The sequence below is a fragment of the Paenibacillus sp. FSL W7-1279 genome (assembly GCF_037969845.1).
In the GTDB taxonomy this organism is placed as follows: domain Bacteria; phylum Bacillota; class Bacilli; order Paenibacillales; family Paenibacillaceae; genus Paenibacillus_AQ.
On the sequence record NZ_CP150215.1, the window covers coordinates 7335644 to 7354689 of the forward strand.

Genomic DNA, 19046 nt, shown 5'->3' on the forward strand with positions numbered 1-19046 from the left:
GACATCCTCCCGCTCTATGTCCAGTTTTTGTCTATTTGCCTCATATATAATGAGAATCGATTTTTAATTATTAGGAGGTAGATTATGAACGCGTCATTCAAAAAGTACGCTGCCGAGTTCATTGGAACTTTGGTGCTTGTTCTGTTCGGCTGCGGCAGTGCCGCTACGGCGGGAGGAGAGCTCGGCCATTTGGGGATTGCATTGGCATTCGGGCTGTCTATCGTAGCGATGGCCTACGTCATCGGTCCGATTTCGGGATGTCATATCAATCCGGCGGTTTCACTTGCCATGCTTATTAAACGTAAGCTAACCGGTACCGACTTCATCGGGTACGTTGTTTCGCAAATCGCCGGTGCCATTGCGGGCGCCGCTATTCTGTACGCCATCATCGTCTCCGCGGGTATGCCCACAACGGGGCTCGGTCAGAATGGTTTCGGCCCTGGGTATGGGATCGGGATTTCAACCACTATGGCATTCGTTGTCGAAATCATTTTAACCTTCGTATTTATTTATACGATCCTGGGCGTAACTTCTACGGAGAGCAACGGAAACGTAACCGGCCTTGTGATCGGACTGACACTCGCTTTCGTACATATTTTAGGAATAGCCTTAACGGGAACATCCGTTAACCCTGCAAGAAGCCTGGGACCCGCACTTCTGCTTGGCGGGCAGGCCTTATCCCAAGTGTGGGTGTTTCTTATCGCCCCGCTTGCCGGCTCAGCGCTGGCCGTTGCCGTATACCAGCTGCTGAATAGCAAACCTAAGGGGAAACAGTCGTGACTTGTAAACTATAAGGGACGCCTGCATGCGTTCCCAATTCCATGAATAGACGGCAATACGAAAAGAAGCCGACATGCGCCCATAAATGGTGCGATGTCGGCTTTAAATTTAGCGTCCAAACTCCTTATCGAATATCTTATCGTGAGCCTCCGCGACTTTCGGAGCTACCGAGTTGATGGCTGTCACTAGAATGTGCTTCCCGCCAACAGGTCCGAAGGCTCTCGTCTCGAATCCGTAAGTGCCGCCGGCATGCCCCCAATAGGATTGCCCGTCCGATGTTTTCCCTTCATAAATCCCTAGTCCTACTTTACCTATAGGTGAATCTACAGCTGTGAGCATCTGGTCCATCATCTCTTGATTCAGAAGCTCTCCGCCCAACAGCGCACTGAAGAAGGTGGTCAAATCTTTGACTGTTGAAACCATGCCACCGGCAGCATTTGCCCAAGATTGATTCATTTCGGTCAAATCATACATATGGCCTGTTCTGTCCATGTTGTATCCTCTGGCATGTTTACCCGGAATATAGGAACTGTTTTCCATGACGAATGTCTCCGTTAGCCCGAGCGGCTCGATAAACCGTTTCCTGATCTGCTCCGCATACGTATCCCCGGTGACCTTCTTAATAATCTGACCGGCTAGCAATGTATTGGTGTTGGAGTAATTCCAGCCTTTCCCTGGCGCATATGCAGGCGGCTTTGCAAGGGCCAAGCGGATGAGTTCGTCTACGGCATAATAACGGAACGGATTGTTAGGCAGGGTCATATCTCGCATATCATGATCTGTATAGCTTGCAAGCCCGCTTGTGTGGTTCAATAACTGACGAATCGTAATTTGGTTGCCGTCATACCCGTTACCCTGTACAACCCCCGGCAGCCATTGTTCGACCGAATCATCCAGGCTTAATTGTTTCTCCTCAGCCAACTGCAATACAACGGCAGCAGTAAACGTCTTCGTAATGCTCCCAATCCGGAATGAAAAGTCCGGCTCAACGGGGCCTGGCACCTCGTAGCTGGCTGTACCGGTGGCATAAGACCAACGTTTCCCGTCTTTTAACCCGCCTCCCACGACACTCGGGACTTGTTTATTGGTTACCACCTGATCCATGACCTGTTTGACTTCTTCCCTTCGCTTGCTTTTCTTTTCCTCCTCCGTGAGTTCTTTTTTGGTTTCTACTGCGAATTCCGACGCTAAAATATCATTAATATATTTATCCGCATCGCCCAGTACATTGATATTGATCGAAATGGTATGCTGACCGCCTTCGGTTCCGCCTGCAAAGTTGGTAAATCCGGGAATGCCGCCGCCATGTCCCCATACAATGGTCCCATCCGGCAGCTTTGTTTGGTGTATGCCCAGTCCATACTTTCCAAGAAAGGAGTCGGCTGTGCTGGTCAACATCTCCTTCAGCATCTCCGGTGTCAGCAGCTTGCCGCCCAACAAGGCTCGGAAAAACGTGGTCATATCTTCCCCGGTCGAGATCATTTCTCCGGCGGCATTCGTAAACGATGGGTTCAGCGTCGTAATATCCACTAATTGATCCCCTGTGTTCAGGTAGCCACGAGCATTTTTTTTCGGAATATCCACCGAGCTGCCAGGGAGAAACGTTTCTTTTAGTTGAAGCGGTTCAATAATTCTTTTCTTAATCTGCTCATTATACGTTTCCCCGGTCACTTTCTGAATAATGAGCCCCATAATAACGGTATTCGTGTTTGAATATGACCAGCCTGTTACGGGCTTTTCCTTCAAGGCCAGGTCGATTAACTGTTTGGCTGTATAATTATCACCTGGATTTGCGAGTAATTGAGTCCTGAGATCGGGAGTTAAATAATCTGGAAGTCCACTTGTATGATTCAACAATTGGCGAATCTTAATCTTACTTCCGTCATACCCATTGCCGCGCACAAGCCCCGGAAGCCATTTCTCCACCGTATCATCGAGGCTTAGCTTCTTTTCGCCGGCAAGCTGCAAGGCAACCGTAGCAACAAATGTCTTCGTTGTACTTCCGATCCGGAAAGCGGAGTCGGCGTCTGCTTTATGGTTCCTTTCGATATTCGCTTCACCTGAGGCATATGACCAGCTCGCCGTTCCTTTCTTCACAGTAACAATAACGCCCGGAATATGGTCGGCATTGGCAGCCTTATCGATTGCTTGTTGGGTTGGCGTCTTAACTGCCGCATGTACAGCTCCATATGCCGGGAATACCAGGGAACCCGCCAATATAGCTGTTAATGTAAGCACAGCTCCTTTGTGTGTGGTGAATGATTTCATCATGCATCGCTCCTATTATTTTGGAATGTTGTGTTGCTTCACTCCTTCACCCTACCCCCTAAGCTGTTAAATCGGACAGTGATAAAACCGCCAAGCTTGGGTATGACATCGTGTTTGGATCTGTCACATATTCTGTATGACAAAGTGTCAACTGTTCATGTGACGTGCTGGCTGCAGCCAAGTTCCAACAACCTCCTCCATTGCTTGACGGATCGAGAAGTTATGGTGCATGATAGGTCTGAATTATCTGGAAATTGGTTTGCAAATACATACAAGCAGGTGTGCATAATCCGTGTTCTCCATAATGAAAAAATGGTTCTGGTATGATGGGTTACTTGTGGCCCTACGAACGCTGTGGCTGGTTATTATCGTAAGCACTGCTTTTGTCAATCCGTCATTGATCGATGCGCCGGTTGGGGTTGTACTTTCGCTTGCTTTGACCGTTTACCTCATTCCGCTAACGGTACGCTACAAAAAAGAAGAACGATATCTTGCAGTCGAAGTCGCAACAGCGGGCTTGTTCCATCTCTATTTAGCCTACGCTGCGCCGGAACTGTTATGGTCTTTCATTCTATTCGTGATGATTATCAGCTTAATCAGCAGTCGAAAAAGCTATGTGTGGACCGGAATCCTCTGTGGAATCATATTCCCGATCTTGAACGGTTGGATTGCGGATCGCCTTCCGTACGAGTTTATCGTTAACTGCAGCCTTGGATTTGCCATCGGCTTCGCGTTTAATATATTAATTCAGTCCCATAAGCAATCCCGAATTATTCAAGAGCAGAAGGTGCTGCTGGAGCAGCATATTAAGCGGATCGAGGAGCTTACGCTGATGGAGGAGCGCAGCCGCCTGTCACACGAGCTGCATGACACGATTGGTCATTCGCTTACCTCGCTCATCGTCGGCGTTGAATCACTGCGATCGTCCGTGCCGGATTCGCAAACCGAGAGGATCGATTCGCTCGTCGATATCGCACAGCACAGTCTGGATGATATTCGAAAGCATCTGCACAAGCTCTCTCATACCACGTTAAGCCATACGTTAAGCGAATCGCTGTGGCAGTTAAGCGAAGAGTTTATGAAATCGACAGGTATAACCGTCCATTTCCGTGTGATCGGCAGTGAGACGCTCGTTATGCAAAAAATAAACTTTAGTCTATATCGATGCCTTCAGGAGTCTCTGACCAATGCCGTTCGGCACGGCCAAGCGAGCGTGATAACCGTTCAGCTGCATTTCGATAGTCAGCAGCTTCGGTTACAGATCGAAGATAACGGGATTGGAATGGAAAACATCCAATTCGGATTTGGGCTCCAAGGGATGAAGGAACGCCTTGAGCTATTTAACGGCACGCTGTCCGTCCATTCCGGTGCCGGGCAAGGCACTATCGTCATATGTAATATTCCGCTGCAGACTGCGCCAGTCCATGACACGATCCGCCTGCTGATCGTTGATGATCAGGCGATCATCACGGACAGCTTAAAGCATAATTTGGAACAGCATGCTGAGTTTATCGTCGTGGGTAAGGCTGGGGACGGGCGCGAAGCATTGGAGCATTGCGAGCGGTCCCAACCGGATATCGTGCTCATGGATGTTCGTATGCAGGGAATGGGCGGGCTTGAAGCTTTAAATGAAATGAAACATCGATGGCCTGAGATGAAGGTTGTGCTTATGACGACGTTCGAGGATTCCTTGCAGGCAGCAACTGCATTGGAGCGCGGGGCGGATGGCTACATGCTGAAGTCGATTCATCCGCGGGAAATGAAGGAAGCCTTGAAACTTATTTATAATGGGGGAACCTGGATCGACCAATCGGTTGCAACGCAAGTCTTCGAAGAGATGAAGCGTCAACGTGAGCAGCTGGAAAGAATTGGTTCAAATCAAGAAAACTACCCGTACGGCCTTACGAAACGCGAGATGGAGATTCTGGAGAATCTATCGAGCGGACTGCGTTACAAGTCGATCGCCGCCAAGCTATTTTTATCGGAGGGAACGATCCGCAATTACTGCTCGATTCTCTACTCCAAGCTTGGCGTTAACAATCGCGAAGAAGCCATACAAATGGCGCGATCCGAGAATATCGTATAGGCGCTATTTGCGGGTTATGTTCACCAGTGCAGAAATCCCGGCAACAAAGAAAGCCGGAGCTTCAATGCTCCGGCTTTCTTTGTATCGTATAAAATTACAATTACCTCGTTTCGCTGCGCACGTAAAAAGTTACCTCGGTTCCTTTACCCAACGTGCTTTTGATATGAAGTCCTGTGCCGAAGTGCCGCTTCAAGCGCTGATGCGTATTGATCAGGCCGACTCCTGAGCTGCGGTCTGTATTTCTTTCCAATACCCGTTGCAATTGAACTTCGTCCATGCCGATCCCATTGTCCTGAACCGTTATCTCTGTAAGCATGTCATGGACAGAAATTCGAATATGTATTTCCCCTCCGCGAGTGCGCTTCATAATGCCATGTCTTATTGCATTTTCAACCAAAGGCTGGATCGAAAGGAAAGGAATTTGTAACTCTTCGCAATCATCTACCTCCCAAACGACCTGCAGCCGCTCTTCAAACCGGACCTTTTCGATATATAAGTATGAACGCACTAGACTTAATTCCTCTTTAATCGAAACAAGTCCATCCGTATCTTGGAACCTAAATTTATACCTCAAAAAATTGCTGAACTCATCAAGCAAATGGCGCATCTTATCCAAATTAATGTCACTCAAAGCGGTTACCGCGCTTAAAGCATTGAATAAGAAATGAGGTTGGATTTGCGCTTGCAGCCATGCCGCCTCCAATCGCAATTGTTCCCGAACCGTTTGTTTAATCGTCGTTAGCGCTTCAATCCGCGATCTGATTTCTAATGCTTCCACCGGCTTTGTCACATAATCGTTTGCTCCTACTAAAAAACCGCTCTGGATATCCTTCGGCTGGCTTCTTGCGGTAAGGAGCAGCACCGGGAGCTCGGTAAGCGTGTACCGCTCTCGAATTCTTCGTGTCAGCTCATAGCCCGACATCTGCGGCATCATAATATCGGAGATGACCAGATCCCATTCCCTCGTGTCCAGTATAGCCAATGCTTCTTTACCGCTCGTTGCCATCGTGACATCATAATCATCAGGCGGTAGTATGGTTTCGAGCACTTGCAGATTAACAGGATCGTCATCCACAATTAATAAGAGCGGACGATCACAATTCATTGCAATAGAGGTTGTTGGTTTTGCCGCTGGCGGGATATCCTCTTTATCCAAGATGATGGGGGCAGTTTCCTGAGTCGGCGCTGGTTGTATTGTAAATGGTTTGAATGGGTTAGAAACAAGTTCCTCATCTTCCACATTCAATTCCGCAAGCTTTAACGAAAATGTAAATTTCGAGCCTACTCCTAAAACAGAAGATACCTCTAACGTACCTCGATGAAGATCAATCAGTTGCTTGCTTATACTTAAGCCTAAGCCAAAGCCGCCTTCAATCATAGTTTCGCTGGCGCTGGCTTGCTCATACGGAAGGAATAAACGCTTTAGCATGTCCTCATCCATGCCGATCCCGGTATCAGCAATAACAATATACGCTCTTCCGTCTTCTGCCAAAGCTTGAATCGTAATGACCCCTTCATTCGTATACTTCACGGCATTATGAAGCAAATTGAAAACAATTTGAATCAACCGATTCTCATCCGCAATAACAGGTGGAAAATCCTCAGGAATCTGATTTGCGATGTTGACGGACTTCGCCTCTGCGTTAAATTGCAGCATATCAATGACTCCCGTTATGATCGGCTGAATCAATATGGCTTTTTCCTGTAAACGAGGATTGCCCTCCCGCAGACTCATCACATCAATCAAATCATTTAATATAAGTGTTAGCCGATGTCCTACAGATAGTACCGTTTCGAGCTCCTTGACACTTCGATCCTGTAACAAATGCCCTTCTCTGTTCAGCACGGACTGTGACATGTTAAGGATGCTATGAAGCGGATTTTTAAATTCATGAGACGTGTTCGCCAGGAATTGATCTTTATGGTCATTCACTCTTTGCAAGGTTGCGGCAATCTCCTTGGTGTTAGCATGCATGATGAAATAAGCCTTAAACCATACAGAGGCCAAACACCCCATCGATATAATCAGGTCAAACGGATAATGGACAATGCTCAAACCGCTCTCCCGCCAGAATAACGACCAAAGGAAATGGTGAACCAGCGCAAGCATAGAAAAGAGCAGTAACAGATGGCTTTTTATATCCTGGATTACTTTTTTTATAATGGCTATGATCGTGATTAAGGCTGCGATGCATCCCAATAGGTAATAAACCGGGAAGAGCATGATCACCTGATGCGGAGCTAAAAATAACGTAACCGCGGCAGTCCCCAGAGCCATTACGGTATAAACCGGATATACCCTGCGCCAGTAAGGGAGCTCACGATGATCCGTACATTCCAGCAACGCATAGCATCCGATCATAAAAGCGGCATTGGATAGCCGAAAATCCCAATCACTGCCGATGTAAAATAATTGATGAAACAGCTTTTCATCGTTACTAAACAGGCTGGAAATGGTTACGCATAGTGTTAACAGGGAAAAATAGAGCAGCTTCTTCTCTTTATTTCCTAGTAAAAATAAAATAAGTGCATACACGGAATGCATAAGAAATATAATGGCTCCCAGCGTCTGCATGGAAACGGAGAATTTCATTTCCTGTGCGACGGCTTCTTCCGAACCGAATTTAATGGACCTGGCAATGCCGCCGCCTCGACTATCCACATAATTTGCCGCCTGAATCACTACATCGATGACGCCGTTTTTGTCTGCTGTAAAGCTTGTAGAGTAAGGCAGGTTCTTCGCCGTATATTCTTCCTTTGTTTTTGCCACCTGCCCGGATTTAGCAAGCAGTCGTCCATTTACATATAATTCGGATGACGTGCGTACGCTGGGTACACGAATACTATAATTAACGTTCTGTTTCGGGTTTACCTTAATACGCAGGCGGTAGGACGCATAACCATATGGAGTCGGCTCTTCACTATGCAAAGCTTCGTTCCATCCTCCCGGAACCGAAATCAGCTTTGGCTCGATCTCGGCTGACACACGCTGCCGACGACTACCATCCAGCAACCATAGTGAAGGATAAAACTCCCATTCCCCATCAAGTAAGAGCACGCCGCCATCATCTGCATTCCAATGACACAAATCCAGCTGCCCGTTCGTAATGGACACCTGCTCTTGATGAGGCAACAATACCATCCACACCATGCGCAGGCTCGATAGAATGACTAACAATAACCCTATTAACAAGATCATATGACTCTTTTTCATTTGGTATATGGGTGAGTCGTTTGCCAAGAAGTATTCTCTCCTAATCCATTCTAATGTAGGCACTGCTCCATGCAAGAACAACCATTGACGACTTCCATGCCATCAATGGTTGTTTTAAGTTGCTTCATTATTTATTGCTCAATTTATCAATTTCAGCAGCTATGCAATTAATACTCTTACCGCTGCACGCGTCAATTGTTCAATATCCAAAAATTGTCCTACATTAGATTAACAACCCTATCTATACAAAATCTATACAGGGTGGCCTAGGGCATTGACAGCGATTCTATGACGGGACACAAACTATATAGACAACAAAAAAAGAGCGTCCCCCTTATGGGAAACGCCCTTTCTAGTTCTCCGAATTATTTCAAGCCCAGTACTTCAAAATCATAAATCCGCGTAGCCGTGTCCCCGCCTTGCGTCGCCTTCTCTATTTGAAGACGCACGTACTGTGCGGAGGTGAGTTCGATGGCATGGCTGCTGACCGCTTTCGTATTGTCTTTGACCGATACCGCGTCCTTCCATTCCTTGCCATCCGAGCTTACCTGAATGGTAAATGCCCGCGTATTGAACGCGGCCGGCTCGCCCCCGGCTTCCGCATGCTTGATCACGAATTCGCTGAGCTTATGCTCGGCTCCCAGGTCCACCGTCAGCCAGTGAGGCCCGTCTCCAACAGCACACCACTTGGTGGCGGCGTTACCGTCCACCGCAAATGCAGGTGCTTCCTTCTCATTCACGAAGCTGGATGCTGATGTTTCCTTGCCAAGAGCAAGGTTGCCCACGCCATTCTTCGCTTCCCGTGTAACCGTGATGAGTTTCTTCCGAACCAAGTCCTCGCCAACGCTATTTGTAGCGGTTAGCGTCACTTCGTACGTTCCTTCCTCCGGATAGGTCACTTTAGGATTCTGCTCCGTGCTGGATGCTGGCTGTCCGCCCGGGAAGCTCCAGCTCCAGGACTCCGTCACTTCCGAGGAAAGATCTGTGAATTGTACCGTTTCTCCCGGTGCGATCAGTGTTTTATCCGCTTTGAAGGCTGCAACCGGCTTCGGATATTCCGGCCAGTCAAAGCTTACCGACGATGCTTTTCCTTGTTCGTAATGTCGGTTTACCGGAATCACGGCCATCTTAGTTGCCTGCTCTTTCAGCATCCGCTTCATTTCCGGCACGTAATATACCGTATTCCCCGTCATGCCCATCAACTCGTACTTGCCGTCCGGATGAACCCGGTACACCTGGTAGTACATCACGTCCTCAGCCTGTTTCGGTGCCTTCCAAGACAATCGCGCATCTCCATATATTCCGTCGCGGAAATCATTATCGATGACCTGAAGATCGGTCACCTGGTGCGGTTTCTTCGCCTTATCGTTCACCTGAGTAACAGCCAGTTTTCCAATATTCGCCCGATAATCCGCTATATCCGCGGCTGATTCGAATTGCAGCGAGATTCCCACAATCGTGCGGCCTTTATACTTGTTCAGCTTAACGCTGCCCTGCTTCCAATCCTGATCGGCACCCGTGGCGGTCCACTTGCCAGGCTCGAAAAATTCATACCGATCCGGCGCATCGGAGAATGCCAACCCAATCTTCACCTTGGCGTCCTTCGCATTGTCCGCATAGACGAGCGATACTTCCGTCGTCGGTTCTACCGGGATATTCGCCTTATACAGCTTGACATGAGTAGAGGAGCCTTTGCTTACGGCACCCGCCACCTGAAGCGAGCTGCCTCCGTAGTAAGATTTGCTGAAGTCAAATCCAGGCTTGAGGGCTTCACCCTTGCCATTAGTTTCCGTGATCCAGCGCCAGGTCGGCAAAATATCCTGCAGGCTCCGATTGCTCCAGTCCCTGCTCCGCATCACTTTACCGTCCACCGCAAACATATGGCCGTTCCCGGTATTGAAATGGGTGACAAATTCGGAATCGGTGAGCACGGTTTTGGCAACCACATCATTCGCAATCCCTCTCCAGGCGAGCGGATCGGTCCCTTCAGGCTGCGAGGTATTAGCCGGATTCATGCCAGGTCCCGCCCAGAAGATCTGCTCCTTTTTCATATACTCCTCATGGGTTTCGGAGCTGTTGAACGCCCAATCGGGACGATAAATGCCAAGTGAAGTCGTGGCTTTCTTCCCATCCGGGAACACAACCGGCCAATTGAACTTGCCTTCGTAGCCCTTCGCCTCCACGTCGATGCCGGCATATAAATCATACGGACTGCGGCCAAGCTCCGCCGCTTTGGCCGGAGAGTTCAAGAACGGAGTAATGTAATCGTATTGGCCGTTCTTCTCGTCTTTGAACTGCCAGCGGAAATCGATGAACATATTGTCGGAAACCCGCTGATTTCCCTCCTGGAAGAACATCTCGTTCTTGTCCGTCAAAGCCCCTTGCCACTTCACCGGTCCTTCCTTGATCATGGAATCGTACCAGATCACTTCCATGCCCGGCGCTTTTTTCTGCTGAAGATACGTTAAAAACTCAGCCATCTTGGCGGCATCCTCAGGCGTTCCGCCCTGAGTCTCCTGATTGATGAACCAGCCATCAAATCCGTAATACTTAGCAACCTCAATCAGTTTGTCTGCAACCGGGAAGGATCCATCCTCCCGCTGCTTTAACAGATCATGCATCCACTGGATTTTGCCTCCATGCTCGGTTTGCGGCAAGAAAACGGTTCCAAAAACAGGTACGCCATTCTTGTGAGCCGCATCGATCACGTCAGCGCTTGGCGGAACGATCAATCCTTCGCCTGCCGAACCGCCCCACATCACCAGCTTGTCGATATACTGCCAATTGCTGAACGTATAGGTATGGAACTTCTCCGAGCCTTGGGAAGGAGCTCCGCTTGTGCTTGGATACATGGAAGCGATCGATAAAACCTTCACTTCCTCCTTGGCATTGCTGTTTATCTTATGACCCTGGATACGCTGATCCTCCAGCTTAACCGTTCCCCGATTAAATAGAGCATCCTTATCCGTGGACGGCGACCATTCCAGCAGCGTGTTCGGATACCAATATGACGAGTGAGGCTGTGCTGCTTCGGCTTCTCCAGCAAAACCCGCCAGGGACGCGGCCAGCACTGCCGTGCTCATCCATACCGTCATTCTGCGTTTCCACTGGGCTTTCGTTAAATAATCCGGTTTGATTCGTTTCATGGGAAAACCTCCTGTTTATTTCATGATTTCGTGGTAAACAATGAATACGTTTTCCATCTAAAAGAAGGAATGACAGAGAGAAACGGCCGCTTTAGATCAGCCGTTTCTACCCCTCATACACTTTTATAGATTACTTGTTTTGTGCCTTCCACTCATCAAACTGCTTTTGAGCTTCAGCGATAACTTTGTCAATTCCAGCATCCTGGAATTTTTGTTTTGCTTTTGGCAAGTATTCTTCAGGATCGATGGAGCCGGTGTACAGTGCAGGAATGAATTCTTTCGCTACGTTGGTGATGGCCGCAACCTCCGTTTTTACCGGAGCCGTGTCGAAGTTAAAGCCGAACGTAGGAGCTACCACAGCGGAGCTGTTAAATTTCTCGAATGCTTCCCATTTGTCTTCAGGCTCGCCTTCATGAAGATACGTCAGGAACATATTGCCGAGCGCAAATCCAGGCATGGCATAGCTTTCCTGCATAGCAGGCATATCTTCGATGTATGGTCCTTCAAGCTTCTTGTAATGCGTGCCTTCCAAACCGTATTGAATCATATTGCGCAGCTTCTCATCCGTGTTCAGCAGGTTCAAGAACATCATCGCCCGCTCCGGATTTTTGGAGTACGAAGAAATCGCCATCATCGAGCCCGCAGCCGAGCTGGTGTAAATGACTGGATCGTGCATCGGTCTTGTCACAATGTCATATCCCGCGTTTCTGGACCAGCCGAGCTCCGCGTATGGCTGTGTAATCTCGCGGTCCACGAGCCATTTGCCGGTTTTGATGTTATCAATGCCGTCGAGCGTCGCTACGTCCTCGCGCACATAACCCGCTTTATAATATTTGCGCATCGTGGTCAGAGCCGATTTCAGTTCAGGTGAATCCAGCAGATTCTCAAATTTAAAGTCTTTGGTGTCAAGGTACATACCGATTGGAATTTCATCGCCAAGCGGGAAGTCGACCGGTAAGTACGGCTTAAAGCCTTTCGGTACGGCAAGCGGTGTAATATCCGCAGGCTCGTTCTCTTTAATCGTTTTCAGAAGCGGCTCCAGATCCTCAAGTGTTGTCACCTTGGAAATGTCCAGGTTGTACTTATCCAGATACTTCTTATTGAAACGCCATACAAACTGCTGTGCCAATTCCTTGTTGGCCGGGATGCCATAGTTCACGCCGTTGACCTTCGTTCCTTCCAAGAAACGAGGATCCAGCGCTTCCTTAATGCCTTTTCCATATTGATCAAGCAGATCATTCAGCGGCTTAAATGCGCCCTTCGCTGCATTTGGAAGATAATCGAACGCCCATGAGCTAGTGAAGGCGATGTCGTAATTCTCGCCGGAGCTTGTAATAACCTGCATCCGCTGGCTGTAATCGCCCCAGTCGATCATACTGATCTCGAGCGTTGCATTGATTTTTTCCGTCAAATATTTATTGATTTCCTCTTGAACCACGGGAAGATCCTTCTGGTTAGGCCCGATCATATACATTTTCAGTTTGACCGGATCCAGCTTGGAAACATCGACCGTGCCGTCGCTCTGAACGGCTGCCTCTTCCTTCGCAGGCTCGCCGGACTTAGCGCCTTCCTTGCTGCCGCAAGCCGACAATACAACCGTCAGCAGAAGCACAAGAGCAAGGGACAGTATAGAAACCTTTTTCTTAAACATGTGTTTTCCCCCTGTATCACTTAATGGTTAATGCTATATTGACACCGCTTACACACCTGAAACATCAAAGCCGGATTTCTCCGGCAGTGTGCGATGCGGGTACAACCATATGAAATTAGCCTTTGACCGAGCCTACCGTCAGGCCCTGGACAAAATATCGCTGGAAGAACGGATACGCCATAACAATCGGCAGTGTCGCCAATACGACCATCGCCATCCTTACCGTCTCTGTCGGCAGGCCGGCTGCTGCATCGAATGAACCGATATTCTGCGCATTCTGCGTCAGGAAGTCCATGTTCTTCTCGATCTTCATCAGCATGAACTGCAGCGGTGGCGTTGCCTGTGGATTGTTATAATACAGCAAGGCATTAAACCAGTCGTTCCAGTAACCCAAGGAGCTGAACAAACCAATCGTTGCAATCCCCGGCAGCGAGACCGGCAGCACGATTCGGATAAAGGTCAGAAACTCGCCGGCGCCGTCGATTTTGGCGGACTCGATAATTTCATCCGGAATCGTCGTTTGGAAAAAGGTCCTCATGACGATGATGGAGAACGCGCTCAAGGATAAAGGAAATATCAACGCCCAGATCGTGTTTTGCAGATGCAGGAACTGGGTCATCACGATATAACCAGGTACCATACCGCCCGAGAACAGCATGGTAAAGAATGCAAGGAAGCTGAAAAAGCCTCGAAATTCAAAGTTTCGGCGAGACAATGCATAGGCATAAGTCGTAACCAATGCCAGACTCACCAGCGTCCCCAGTACCGTAACCAGGAGCGTTAAGCTGAATGAGGACAGCAGCTCGCCTCCCGTTTCAAAAATATATTCGTACGCCGCCGTACTGAACTGACTCGGCAGCAGCCTGAAGCCTTCCAAGACCAGCGTCTGTTCGTCGGTCAAGGAAATAATAATAACAAATAGAAACGGAAAGATACAGGAGAACGAGAAGATGCCGATCACGATATTAAAAATCGTATTCCACAATGGGGAGATGGCGTTGTAGTCTCTCTTCTTTGAACGCTTTGCCGGCTGATTCGCGGTTTGCGTGGATAGCTGCGTCATGAACGGTACACCTCCCTCGGATTAGAAGATCGCATGATCTTTTTCAATTCGTCGAACGATATAGTTGGCGACTAGAATCAGAACCAGCCCTACAAGCGATTGATACAAGCCCGCTGCCGTACTCATTCCGATGTCCCCCATATTGATCAGTCCGCGGTAGACGAAGGTATCGATAACATTCGTTACCGGGTAGAGCGCGCCCGAGTCCTTCGGAAGCTGATAGAACAATCCGAAATCGGAACGGAAGATGCCCCCGATGGCCAATATGGTCAGTATGATCATAAGCGGCTTCAAGAGCGGAATCGTAATGTACCGCGTTTGCTTCCACTTGTTGGCTCCATCGATAACAGCCGCTTCATAATAAGACTTGTCGATCCCTGTAATAGCTGCCAGGTAAATAACGCTGTTGTAGCCCACGCCTTTCCAGATGCCGACAAAAACGAGAATGAAGGGCCAATATTTAGCTTCGGCGTACCAGCTGATCGGCTCTCCCCCGAAATAAGTGATGATTTGATTCAACGTCCCTTTATCTACGCTCAAGAAGGTGAACGCAAAATAACTGATAATAACCCACGACAAAAAATGCGGCAGAAACATGCCGGTCTGATATACCTTGGCCGTCCGCTTGTTGACCAGCTCGCTTAGCATGATCGCAAAGCCCACCGCAATGATCAGGCCCAGGATAATAAAAGCAAGGTTGTACAGAATCGTATTCCTCGTAATGATATAGGCATCATTGGTTGTAAACAGATATTCGAAGTTTTTGAACCCTACCCATTCGCTGTTGAACACGCTGGCAAAAAATCCGTCCGGGCTTATACGGAAGTCCTTAAACGCGAGAACGGTGCCGAACATGGGCAAGTAAGCAAAGATAAGAAACCAGATGGTTCCGGGCAGTATCATCAGCAGCATAAACCGGTTGCGTATAACCTTTTTGATGAACCCCGACATGAGCACTCCTCCTCTTCCCCGTTAAATACAAGTGATGCGACTGTTCTAGAAGATCCCCCATGATCTATGTCAATGCGGCTATTCTATCACTCACCCTTAACTACTATCATTGTGCCAAGTAAGCGCTATCGCGCTCAAGTTGAAAAATACTAGAACGGGATGGATAAATTAAAGAATCCCCAGAAAACAACAAAAAACAGGCCAAAGCTTATCAGCCCTGAGCCTGCCACTAGACGGTTTACGGTTTATTTAGATCCGATACATGGACCTCATTTCAGTTGGAGACACGCCCGTATACTTTTTGAACTGCCTGTAAAAGTACGAGCTGTCCGTATAACCTACGCTGAACGCAATATCCGCCGTCTTTTGATCGGTATGTAACAGGAGCTGCGTGGCTTTCTCGATGCGGTACTGGTTCAAATAATCCGAGAAGCTTGCTCCGACCTCCTGCTGAAAAAGCTGCCCCAAATAATTCGGATGCATCTGCAGCCGCTGGCTCAGCGTCTTCAGGGAAAGCTCTTCCGGATAATGGTGCTGGACCTGCTCTACAAGGAACGAGACATGCAGGCTATAGCCCTGATCCGCTTCTTCCAGGCGCGCAAGGCTGCGCTCGACGATACGCCACACATGATTTCGGAGTCCCTGGAGCGTATTAATCCGGTGCATTGGCGTAAACACCTCGCTGTAATCGGGGTTCTTCTCCATATCCTTCGCCGCGATCATCAGCTGGACTGCCGCATTCAAGCAGCTTCCCCGGGGTACCGTCTGCTCTCCGCTGTCACCGCCGAGAACGGACTCGATATAAGCCTGCAAGGACGGAACGTCTCCCTCGATCAGCAGCTTCGCAAACGTGTCGGGGCGAGCGGACGGCGAAGAAGCCTGAACGGTCTCCGGTTCCGCAGGCGGACTGTACAGCGTCATGTCATCTCCGGCAATCAGACAGGCGTTGAAGTGGCTCTTCGCCTTCCTGTAGCTCTCCTGAATGTCTTTGAAATCATTGAATCCCGCATTTCCTTCGGAGCACCACATGCGCAAGCCAGTCAGCTCCCTCAGCTTGACCATGGCATTTCTCATACCCTCCCGTGCGGCATCCCTCCGCTCAGTCATCGCGACCGACATCACCACGATGTCGTCATCCGCATCGGGGAAGCAGATCACCTCATGATCTCCCCCAAGCTCTTCCGAGAAAGCCCGGCAATATTCATCGGCTAGGCTGGTCAAGCGATAGAGCTGGGATACCGGGCGTTCGTCAGATATGAGCCGCAATACGTAAACCTGGTAAGACACATAATTCAGCGGAATTCCGAGAAGTTCGGCTCTTTGTTTTAATTCCGAGCTTTTGATGTCACCGTTGACCCATCGCTGCAAAATATTGCTGCGGAGAATCTTCCAATCCTCCTCGGAGCGAAACCGTTTCAATTCCTCGCGTTCCCAATCGCCTCGGATATGCTTAATGGTGGCTTCCAGCTCCTCAATGTTGATCGGCTTCAAAATGTAATTCTGAATGCCGAGCGTGATCCCCACCTTCACATATTCAAATTCTTCGTACCCGCTCAGCACTATGAATTTGGTGCGGGGATGCATTTCCTTTACCTTCTTGATCAGCTCGAGCCCGTTCATTCTGGGCATCATAATGTCCGTGATCAGCAGATCCACGGGCTCTTCCTTCAACCTCTCAAGCGCCTGTAACCCATCGTTGGCCGAACCAGACACATGCAGGTCGTAGTCCTGCCAATCCACAATGGTGGCTAAGCCCTGAGCGATCAAAGGCTCGTCATCAACAAAAAATACCTTCCTCATGTCGTCTCCCCCTTGCGAAGCATCGGTATTTCCATGCGGACCTCGGTTCCCTGTCCTTCCGTACTGTTTATAGTCACTCCGTAATCATTCCCGTAGTTCAGCACGATTCGTTCATGCACGTTCATCAGCCCGATCGAACGATGGCCCTTTTCGGGAGGCTGGAGAACCTTGTTCAGCGTGCCGCGAATTTGGGTCAGCTTTTCCTCCGGAATGCCCGTTCCATTGTCCGATACGATGATCACGACCCGGTCCCCTGCCCCATGAGCTCGGACTGAAATTTTATTGTTGTCTTCCAGCGGGCGAAATCCGTGAACGATATAGTTTTCCACGATCGGCTGGACTAGCAGCTTGATAATGCTGGCACTTTGGATTTCCGGATCCACCTCGATCTCCGTCTCCAGCCGACCGTCATAGCGAATGCGGAACAAGTCGAGATAAACGGAACACATGTCCATTTCCTCTTCAACGGTAACCACCGTGCTTTTCTTTACCATGTTCTTGAACATGACCGACAAGCTGTATATCATTTGCCCCACTTCCTTTGCCCCCACGAAGTACGCCTTCATGCGAATGGATTCAAGCGTATTGTATAGAAAATGGGGGTTGATCTGGGATTGCAGGGCAACCAGCTCCGCGTTTTTTTGCTTGATCTCCGAGGTATACATTTTATCGATATATTGCTCCAAACGGTCGCCCATGTCGTTAAACCGGCGAGAAATCTGCTGAAGCTCGTCTTCGCCGGACATTTGAATGCGCGTCGACAGGTCCCCTTCGCCGATCCGGTTCATCGAGCGGATGATCCGCTGCACTTTTTTGGAGAACTTGCGAACGATCGTAAACGTAATCGCAAAACTGGCCGCCATAAACACCAGGGTGACCAGAATCAGTCCGGTTCTGAGACTCTCCGTGCTCTCTTTAATCAAAGATTGCGACACAATGCCCACCACCGACAGGCCCGCATTGCCGACATTCAATATGTTCACTTTGGAGGGTTCATCCAGCTGAATCCAGTCCCCGGCTTTCTCCTGCTCCAGGTGGTATGGATAGGTTTGACCGTAGTACTCGTCCTCCGAATCGTAAATCACGGTTTCCTGTGCGTTCAACACCAGGATCCGGCCTTTGACCGAAACGCGGCTCTCCAGCCAGGATGAAATTTGCCGGGCGTCGAACTCCACATTCATCATCCCCACCCGATTCAGGGTCCACGGGTCCTTCAGCTCTCTCGAATAAGAATACGATCTTGGACTGGAGCCTCCCGGTGAATGCGAAGACTCGTTCTGCGGCATGGTATCCCAGCTGTGCTGCTCCCGGCGGGCGAACCAGGTCTCCCACTTGTTCTTGGAGCCCGCTTCATTATTCAGCTGCTGGTTGGTCCGGCTGATATGCATGTAGAAATTGTTCGGATAGCTGTAGATCGACACGCTTCTGGCGCTTGATTCCTGCTCCAGGTAATTTTTCAGCAAGGTATTGAAAGAGCGCAAACGCTGTTCTCCCGTCCTGGTGTACAAATCCAGGCGGTATTTCAGGTAACTCTCATATTCGTGGTTCAAAAAATAGATCAGCTCATCGCTCAGCGTGGCATCTCCATATATCTGCTGAAATATATTCTGTATGCCCTCATACTGCCGGCTTAAATAAATATTCAGAACATGCGCGGATTTAAGATTCGCATCGGTCTGCTCGCGGAGTATGCGCTGCGTCTGGTATTGATAAACCAGGGTTGCCGCAATCGCAAATAGCACGATCATGACGGTCGAATACAGCACAACGATTTTGTTGAACATTTTTCGCTTCAGATGATTTAAATAGAATTGGCGCAGTCTGAAAATATGAAACACACCCTGTTATATAATGGTCACTTCGGCACCCAGTGTACACCCTTTCCGTAAACCCGGCAATTGAAATTTGCATCTTTATGAAGTTCAATGAAATAAATCACGCGCTTTCCGCGGCCCACGAATGCGGCACTCCGCTTCATGCCACCGAACGAGGTATAAACGTATTCTAGTATGGAATTGATGAATTGCGAAGGCAGCAAGGAATGGCATCCCGTTCGTTCTGACCGAACGCGAAATGGAAATGCTAAT

The 19046-nt window shown here is 48.9% G+C and carries 10 protein-coding genes; 2 read left to right on the forward strand and 8 right to left on the reverse strand.

What is annotated here, in order from left to right:
• The first annotated feature begins 84 nt into the window (after positions 1-84).
• Complete coding sequence (locus MKY82_RS33215; protein ID WP_339220648.1) at positions 85-780, forward strand: MIP family channel protein; 696 nt, start codon at positions 85-87, stop codon at positions 778-780.
• Between the two features lie 108 nt (positions 781-888).
• Here MKY82_RS33215 and MKY82_RS33220 read toward each other — a convergent pair whose 3' ends face one another.
• Positions 889-3048 (reverse strand): serine hydrolase domain-containing protein, encoded by a 2160-nt coding sequence (locus MKY82_RS33220; RefSeq protein ID WP_339296740.1) that lies wholly within the window; start codon positions 3046-3048, stop codon positions 889-891.
• Positions 3049-3340: 292 nt separating this feature from the next.
• Between MKY82_RS33220 and MKY82_RS33225 the strand changes: the two genes are divergently transcribed.
• Positions 3341-5134 (forward strand): hybrid sensor histidine kinase/response regulator transcription factor, encoded by a 1794-nt coding sequence (locus MKY82_RS33225; protein WP_339295181.1) that lies wholly within the window; start codon positions 3341-3343, stop codon positions 5132-5134.
• Between the two features lie 100 nt (positions 5135-5234).
• Here the strand turns inward: MKY82_RS33225 and MKY82_RS33230 are convergent, their stop codons facing one another.
• The 7 genes from MKY82_RS33230 to MKY82_RS33260 all read right to left on the reverse strand — a co-directional run bounded on the left by MKY82_RS33230 (position 5235) and on the right by MKY82_RS33260 (position 18743).
• The gene (locus MKY82_RS33230; RefSeq protein WP_339295182.1) at positions 5235-8375 is read right to left on the reverse strand and encodes an ATP-binding protein; all 3141 of its coding nucleotides are present in this window, start codon (positions 8373-8375) and stop codon (positions 5235-5237) included.
• Positions 8376-8713: 338 nt separating this feature from the next.
• Positions 8714-11494, reverse strand: a complete 2781-nt coding sequence (locus MKY82_RS33235) for a discoidin domain-containing protein (protein ID WP_339295183.1) — start codon at positions 11492-11494, stop codon at positions 8714-8716.
• Between the two features lie 130 nt (positions 11495-11624).
• Positions 11625-13145, reverse strand: a complete 1521-nt coding sequence (locus tag MKY82_RS33240; protein ID WP_194540186.1) for an ABC transporter substrate-binding protein — start codon at positions 13143-13145, stop codon at positions 11625-11627.
• 115 nt (positions 13146-13260) lie between these two features.
• Positions 13261-14208 (reverse strand): carbohydrate ABC transporter permease, encoded by a 948-nt coding sequence (locus tag MKY82_RS33245; RefSeq protein WP_194540187.1) that lies wholly within the window; start codon positions 14206-14208, stop codon positions 13261-13263.
• 21 nt (positions 14209-14229) lie between these two features.
• Complete coding sequence (locus MKY82_RS33250) at positions 14230-15159, reverse strand: sugar ABC transporter permease (RefSeq protein WP_071219420.1); 930 nt, start codon at positions 15157-15159, stop codon at positions 14230-14232.
• 249 nt (positions 15160-15408) lie between these two features.
• Positions 15409-16959, reverse strand: a complete 1551-nt coding sequence (locus tag MKY82_RS33255) for a response regulator transcription factor (RefSeq protein WP_194540188.1) — start codon at positions 16957-16959, stop codon at positions 15409-15411.
• Positions 16956-18743, reverse strand: a complete 1788-nt coding sequence (locus MKY82_RS33260; protein WP_339295184.1) for a sensor histidine kinase — start codon at positions 18741-18743, stop codon at positions 16956-16958. Before MKY82_RS33260 ends, MKY82_RS33255 begins: the two co-directional genes overlap by 4 nt.
• Positions 18744-19046: the final 303 nt, after the last annotated feature.